An 8,267-nucleotide genomic window follows, 5' to 3' on the forward strand; every position below is an offset into this window, starting at 1 on the left:
AAAAAGTTATGTCTCTGAGTGACGTACTAAAAAGCTGACATATTCTATTTATAACTGTCATTCCGGACTTGATCCGGAATCTTTTATCTATTTGCCAGAGATTCCTGATCTCCACTACACTCGTCAGGAATGACGCTAATTGTTCATTGCACATTGTCAATTGCTAATTGTCAATTGCACTTACTCATATCTGAGGCTTTCTACAGGATTGGTGTTTTGAAGTTTCAACAGATGATAACTGATGGTAAATAATGCAACCGCCATTAATCCCAATACTGGTATGGCAAAGCTCCATATTTGTAAATCAATGCGAAAAGTGTAATCTGAAAGCCATCTTTCCATAAGCCAATATGAGATAGGCACGGCCATCAGGCTGGCCACGAATATCAAACGCACAAATGGCCTGGTGTTACTCACAAATAAGGACAAAGCTGAGGCACCCAGGGTTTTACGAATGCCTACTTCTTTAGTCTTTCTCTCCATATTGTAAAGTGAGAGTCCAAAAAGACCTAAAATCGCCAGCAACATAGCCAGAGAGGTAAAAACCAGTATAATTTGAGAGAAAAAAACTTCATAACGATACTGAGCAGCAAAAGCCTCATCGAGAAAAGTGTAGTTAAAATTTGTATCAGGAAACGTCTGATCATATAGATCCTGCACTTCTCTTAATATTTGGCCTGTGGCCTCCAGAGGCTGATCACCAGTACTGTAAGCCACTGTAAAATATTGTGCATTATTTTCTAAAATATACAAAACGGGTTGCCCCACCTGCTTTATTGAGTTGTGTTGGTAGTCGTCAATTACTCCAATTATTTCATACCTCTCCTCACCATTTATGATTATCGCGCCTATCGCCTGCTCTGGGTTTTCAAAAAGTAATGGGTCGAGTGCTTTTTTGTTAATGATAGCCTTGGTAATTCCTGAAACAGCTTCGAAACTCGATTCACCCGCAATCAGTTTAGCGTCATACAGCTCCATAAAATCGTTGTCGATATAGGTAATATTTACTCCATATTCTCCGACTTCATTGGGTCCGAGCCTTTCCTGATAAAGACTGTTGGTTGAGTAGTTATATCCTTTGGTTGGTACACTTCCAGATATCGACACGACCTGAGCCATAGCCAAATGCTGAACCTGATTTTTAAAAGTAAGTGCCTTTGTACCGTATTCCTCCACACTTTCTTTGGGTCTGTGAATGATCAGTTTTTGATCTATATCTATACCTAATTCATGATTTTGAAAGAAAGAAATTTGCTGGTAGATCACCAGGCTGGTAATGAGTAACGTCAGCGAAACAGCAAACTGCACTACCACACTGGCTTTGCGATAGGTTTTGCCTATGCCAAAATTAGACATATTACCTTTGAGTGATGAAATGGCAGGAAAGCTGGCTATCACAACGGAAGGTTGTATGATCGTCCATATGAGAGCTGTACCTAAAACTATAATAATGGTGGGGTTTGCCAGGTTAGTAACAGGCTGCGTAAACGCACCACCTATACGCTGACCAAGCACAGGCCACAATAGTTGAGTGACTGTTAGCGCCAATACACACGCCAGAAGATTAATCACCAGCGACTCAAGACTAAATTGCTTTATAAGGTCAAATCTGGAGGCCCCTAAATTTTTTCTCACGCCTACTTCCCTGGCGCGCTTGAGTCCTCTTGCTCCGGCTAGGTTTACATAATTGATGCAGGCCATGAGTAATACAAAAATGCTTACGATCTGTAAGAAAAAAATGACCCTCGGATCACGAGCCGTTCGGTAATTATATTGCACATCCGGACTCAGATGAATGGCTGAAAGCGGCTGCAATTGCAACTCTAAACCTCCCCTTTCCCGGTTTTCTCGACCTATATGTTTGTCAAGAAAAGCATTTAACTGTGTTTGGGGCAGCTCCACATCTTCATGTAGCTCTACATAAGTGTAAAAATCCATCCAGCCCCAATTGTCAAACCTAGCCCAAAACTGATCGTTGTTTGCTATGGTGTTCATACTCATTACCACCCGAACGGGTAAATGCGTATCTGGCCTCTCATTTGCCATAATACCACCCACGACAAGTCGGTTTTCTCCAAAATTTGAGTCAAAGTGAGTGATTTCTTTACCCACTACCCCGCTGGTCTTACCAAAATACTTTTCAGCCACAGCTGTAGTTATGAAAGCATGGTTCGGCTCTGAAAGCAATTTGGGGTCACCTTCAAGCAGTTCCTGATTAAACATTTTGAAATAGCCCAGTGTAGCAAAGAACAATTGCTCTTCCTGATCTGATACAGACCGCTGACCATCTTTGGCTTTGAGAATGCCGTCAGCATTGCGGACCTGCACCTGAGTCATTACCTGACTGATGTCTTCTTCAATCAACCTAGCGATGGGTGCCGGGGTATGAGCACCTAAGCCTCCCGGATCGGAAACCAGCAAGCGATATTTGTTTCGATAATTGCTCTGAAACTGGTCATAATTTTCCTCAAACGAGGTATAGTGTAGCAGCACCATACATGATGCAATCCCAACTGCCAGCCCCAACAAATTGAGAAAAAAGTAAAGTGGGGAGTTGCGTAGGTTTCTGATGATAATGATAAGATGATTACTCAACATAATGCTCAACTTTAAATTTTACTCAGACCTAAGACTCTCTACAGGATTTCTTTTTCCTGCTTTAACAACCTGTACCAAAATAGTAGCCAGCGCTATGCTGAGTACTATCGCAATGGGTAGGGCAAAAATCCACCAGTCGAGCTGTGTGCGGTAAGCATAGTTTTCTAACCATTTATCGAAGAAATAGTATGCCACAGGGGCACCCACGATACCCGCGATGAGGATAAGCAATAAGTACTCTTTAGACAGCAAAACGGTAAGGTTAGCCATGGAGGCTCCTAACACTTTGCGTATCCCGATTTCTTTAGTTCTGCGAGTAATGCTGTAAGCACTTAAGCCTAACAGACCTAAACAACCTATAATAATCGCCAAACCTGCAAACAAACTGAAGATAAAGCCAAACTCCTGATCTGACTTATACTGATCGTTAAAAGCTTTGTCGAGAAAGAAAAAGTCGAAAGGTGCTCCATCAAAATTCTTCTTCCATTCGCCCTCGAGCGCATCTATGGCCTGATCGATCACTGCCAGCTTTTGCTCTGCTGGTAGCTGCTCATCGATGTTTAATTTAATGGCGTAATAATTACTCCACGCACTTAACACAAACCCTAAGGCCGCTTTTTCGGCTGCCAGCGTGCGGTGGTGAATGTCTGCCGTTACACCCACAATAGTCAATTCGGGAAACATACCTCCACCATACAGCTTTTCGCCTATAGCCGCTTCAGGGGATGCAAAACCTAATAAATCACTGGCTTTTTTGTTGATGATAAAGTCCCCATTACCAAATGTGCTTTGTCCTTCCCGATAATAATCACCCGCGATAATCGGTATGTCAAAAGTTTTAAGGTAATCTCTGTCCATAGCAATGAGTGCCAGTACTTTATCAATGCGGCTATCGTCATTCTTTCTCCTGATCTGACTGGTACCCCAAGTAATACGCTCACCAGGTATAGCGCTACCTTTGGTCATAGATTGCACAAAGGGGTAGGCAGAAACTGCTGTTTTAAATGCATCTACACGAGTAAAAAACTCATTATTATCACCAACGATAGACCCAGGAGGTGGATTGAGCACAATTACGTCATCAATATTTAAGCCCAGATCCTGACTTTTCATATAGTTTAGCTGATTGTATATTATGAAAGTGCCGGCAATGAGAATAATCGATGCAGCAAATTGAAATACGACCAGCAACTTTCTAAAACTCATTTTATTCCCTCGTTTTTCTACCTTACCAGAGATAATCTGAGTAGGATTATAAGAAGAAAGCACAAAGGCTGGGTAGATACCGGAAAGAATTGCTCCGAAAATAAACACACCGACAATCAGTCCCCAAAACATCCATTGATGGCTATCGGCCACTTCTAATGGGTTGGTAAAACCAGATAGAAATGGCAAGGAAAGTTGCACCAGCGTAAGCGCCACTCCTGCGGCTATCACATTTATTAAAATTGACTCGAATATAAATTGCCATCTGAGCTGCCATTGTGAGGAGCCCAGTGTCTTTCTTACCCCCACTTCGCGAGCACGCTCTGTAGCGATAGCAGTTGAAAGGTTGATGTAATTTACCAAAGCGATGATAAGAATGAACAGCGCGACTATGGCCAAAGCTTTAACCGACTGTTCATTACCTGAGGGTTTAAAACCAACTGCGCTCTGCGCTGAAAAATGTAAATCGGTAATTGGGTCAAGACTCAGACGCCAGGTTTCATTTTCGTTGCCAAAAACAGGCTCACCAAGTAAGGTTTTAGTCAATAATTTCTCATAGGCTTTTACATCAGTTTTCCCTTTTACTTCTATAAAAGTGACACCATTGAAAGACCCCCAGCCGGTAAGCATTTCTTCACCTTCTGCCCTGACATATGAGGGCATTGATAGCAATACTTCAAAATCAAAATGACTGTTTTTAGGAGGATTGGCCAACACTCCAGCTATCTCGTATTGAAAGCTGCCTATGTTACCACTCAAGTCCACAGACTTACCGACCGCCTGCTGGGGTGACTCGAAAAGTTTTTCTGCAACTGACTGCGTAATCAGACATGTGCCCACCTGACTAATAGGTGAAACGGCTCCTGACAACAGCTCAAAATCGAACATTTCGGCAAAGGTAGAGTCAACATAGAAAACACCGGCCAGTTCTGCAGTCTTAATATGTTGGGGAGATTTATAAACCAGTGAGTTATTTTGATAGTTAATATTTACAAAACGAGCCACGCTAGCTGTTTCGTTGAGTTCATCCAATACACTTTTTACGGGCATCGGTGCAGTATAAAAAGTACGATCCTCCTCTCCTATACTCCTTGACAAAGCCAATCGGTATATCTGGTCTTTTTTATTATGAAATTGGTCGTAGCTATACTCAAAAAATACATACCGAAAAATGACAAGGCAGGCCGCCATCCCAAGGGCAAGTCCGATAATATTGATCAGACTAAAAACTGATCGACTAGTAAGGTTTCGAAAGGCAATTATTATAAAATTCTTAAGCATGAGTCATAGTATTTGATGAATTGAAGCCAATCGGTGTACCACTTTCACAAACTACTGATTATAAGTATTTTATGAATATTTAATATCAAATATTTCGATAAATCGTATCATAATGGTACAACACAATTGTGTCATATTGAGACAATAGCTACATTTACCTGATGTTAGATTCTAAACCTCTATTACTAGTTGTAGATGATGATGAAGACGTATTACTCACAGCGAAAATGATTTTGCGCACGCAATATACTGTGAAGACGCTTTCATCTCCAAAACAACTGGAAACTCAGCTTAATAGTCAACAGGTAGAGTGCGTGTTGCTCGATATGAATTTTAAAGCCGGGGCTACCACGGGTAATGAAGGGCTCTATTGGCTCAGGCAAATAAAAAAGCATTCACCTCAGACTGCCGTGGTAATGAACACGGCCTATGGAGATATACAACTCGCAGTATCTTGTATGAAGGAAGGGGCTACTGATTTTCTGGTAAAACCATGGGAAAAAGAAAAGCTACTAACTACCATTGATAATGTTGTGAAGCTCAATCGCTCGCAGCAAAAAATCACTACATTAAAGAGTGCCGAGAAAGCACTTAATGCGGACATCAAACAGTCGACCGGTGAACTGATTGGTGAATCTTCGGCCATGCAGGAGGTGTATAAAACCATAAGAAAAGTAGCCGCTACAGCTGCCAATGTACTTATTTTAGGTGAAAACGGGACAGGCAAAGAGTTAGTGGCCAGAGCCATCCATCAAAACTCTCCCAGAAATAGCGAGCGCTTTGTAAAAGTAGATCTTGGGGCTTTATCTGCCAGTCTTTACGAATCTGAGCTTTTCGGTCACGTAAAAGGAGCTTTTACAGACGCAAAGGAGGACCAGGTAGGCCGCTTTGAAATGGCTCATAAAGGCACCTTGTTTTTGGATGAAATTGGCAATATCTCTCTGGAGCAGCAAGTCAAATTACTTACTGTATTACAAAACAGACAAGTCTACCGGGTTGGTAGTAGTAAAGCTATTGATATCGATATCAGGCTGGTGGCAGCCACAAACCAACCCATCGAAAACATGGTAGAGCGACTGGATTTTCGAGAAGATCTACTATATAGAATAAACACTATTACAATCACTTTGCCTGCACTGAGAGATCGTGAGGGTGATGTCGAGTTGCTGTCACGTCATTTCCTCAAAATGTATGGAAATAAATACCATAAATCAGAAATACGAATTTCTGATGAAGCTATCAGTCACTTAAATAATTACAGCTGGCCGGGAAATGTGAGAGAGCTACAACACGCCATTGAGCGCGCAGTCATTATGTGTGATAGCAATGCGCTCACAAAAGAGGATTTCCCAATGCCATCTAAAAGAAAAACTCAGGATAAACCCGCTTCTCTAAAGGTGGAAGACATTGAAAAAGAGGCTATTGAGCAGGCAATTGAAAAACATAACGGTAATCTAACCAAAGCTGCTGATACCCTAGGTATGGGAAGAAGCACCCTCTACCGCAAGCTTGATAAATACGGGTTGTCATGAAGTACCGCTTCAAAATACTAATTCGTATTCTCATCATACTGGCTTTGGGAACGGGTGCTGTATACTGTGCATTTAACACCTATTTCTGGCTGGTTGGCATCTGGTTGGGATTGGCTTTTGTTATTGCCTTTTGGGAGTTGATGAGAACAATCGAAAAGAATCAGCGGGAATTGAGTAACCTGTTGCTATCCATTAAACAGAATGATTTTTCGACTACGTACACTGGCCAAACAGACTCGAAGGCACTTCATAATGCTTTTAATATCATTACCCAATCTTATGCTGAGTTGAGAAAACAAAGTCAGGAAAATGTACATTTTCTCGAAGCGGTGGTAGAGCAAAGCAGTACCGCCATGATCGGGTTTTGGGAAGCAACAGGAAAAATAAGATTGATAAATAGGGCTGCAAAAACTCTCCTTGTCAAACCGCATATCAACACCGTAAGTGCTTTGAAGCCCAACTTTCCTCCACTTTATGAAACACTCATGAAAATGGAATCAGGAGACAGAAAGCTACTGAAGTTGATTGTTGAAGGTGAGTTAGTGCATCTTTCAGTTCAGTGCAAACAGCTGTTGGTAGACCAGGAAAAGTTTAAGCTTATCTCCATGCAGAATATCAAAGCTGAGCTTGATGAACAGGAGGTTGAAAGCTGGCAAAAACTTATCAGAGTGCTGACTCATGAAATTAAGAATTCGGCTATACCAATATCCACTCTCACAGAAGTGGTTACCCAACTGATAATCACTGATGATGGTGAGCTAAAGGACTTATCATCGATGAGTGACGAGGACCTTCAAGACCTAAAAATGGGTTTGAAAACGGTAGAAAAAAGAAGTAAAGGACTGGTGAATTTCATCGATCAGTATACCAAGCTGGCCAAGGTTCCTCAACCAAATTTTAGTGCCGTAGATATTAGTGTTTTAGTGAATGACTTACTCAAGTTACTCGCTGTTGATCTTGCACATATAGAAGTAAGAATAGATGTACCACCTCAGGTGGTGACTATCGATCCAGATCTATTTGAGCAGGTGCTAATCAATGTATTGAAAAACAGTAAAGAAGCACTTGAAGGCACACAAAAGCCTTTAGTTGAAATTTACACCAGACAAAAAAACGGTGCTTTAAGTTTATACATTAAAGACAATGGCCCGGGCATGGACCAGGAGTTAATGAATAACATTTTCGTGCCTTTTTACACGACCAAGACAAATGGTTCTGGAATTGGATTGAGTCTATCAAAGCAAATTATAAAAGCCCATAAAGGTAAAATGACTGTGCGGTCACTTCCTGGTGAGGGTGCGGAGTTTATTATTACGGTATGATGCGCAGAGCGATTGTAGTGGAGAGTTGTGAGTTTTGAGTCACGAGCAATGAGCAATGAGCACAATGTCAGGCTGAGGTACTCGAAGCTTTTGTGAGCTGAGAGCTGAGGGCAGAGAGTTACGAGCTGTGAGTTTTGAGTTTTGAGTTTTGAGCTTCAACCATTTATGTCATTCCGGGCTTGATCCGGAATCTTTAGGTCGTTGTATATGGCTTTAAAATTCACCCCTATAATCCTCTCAAGGGGATAGAGCTATTCGCAGGTTTCTAGGCGCTCACAGCTCACAGCAGGAGTCTCATAGCTTTTTTAAGACTCTTCGGACTCCTAAG

The 8,267-nt window shown here is 41.7% G+C and carries 4 protein-coding genes; 2 read left to right on the top strand and 2 right to left on the bottom strand.

Annotated features, from left to right (window positions below; all coding sequences use genetic code 11):
• Nucleotides 1-180 precede the first annotated feature (180 nt).
• Complete coding sequence (locus E1176_RS10235; RefSeq protein WP_155210515.1) at nt 181-2,598, bottom strand: ABC transporter permease; 2,418 nt, start codon at nt 2,596-2,598, stop codon at nt 181-183.
• Nucleotides 2,599-2,616: 18 nt separating this feature from the next.
• On the bottom strand, nt 2,617-5,085 hold the full coding sequence (locus E1176_RS10240) for an ABC transporter permease (RefSeq protein ID WP_155210516.1): 2,469 nt from the start codon (nt 5,083-5,085) through the stop codon (nt 2,617-2,619).
• A 161-nt stretch (nt 5,086-5,246) separates the two neighbouring features.
• Here E1176_RS10240 and E1176_RS10245 point away from each other — a divergent pair, with 161 nt between their 5' ends.
• Nucleotides 5,247-6,617 carry a sigma-54-dependent transcriptional regulator gene (locus E1176_RS10245; RefSeq protein ID WP_155210517.1) on the top strand — a complete coding sequence of 457 codons (1,371 nt, stop codon included), beginning with the start codon at nt 5,247-5,249 and terminating at the stop codon, nt 6,615-6,617.
• Complete coding sequence (locus E1176_RS10250; RefSeq protein WP_155210518.1) at nt 6,614-7,939, top strand: sensor histidine kinase; 1,326 nt, start codon at nt 6,614-6,616, stop codon at nt 7,937-7,939. Before E1176_RS10245 ends, E1176_RS10250 begins: the two co-directional genes overlap by 4 nt.
• The last annotated feature ends 328 nt before the right edge of the window (nt 7,940-8,267 follow it).

The sequence above is a fragment of the Fulvivirga aurantia genome, assembly GCF_009711475.1.
GTDB lineage: Bacteria > Bacteroidota > Bacteroidia > Cytophagales > Cyclobacteriaceae > Fulvivirga > Fulvivirga aurantia.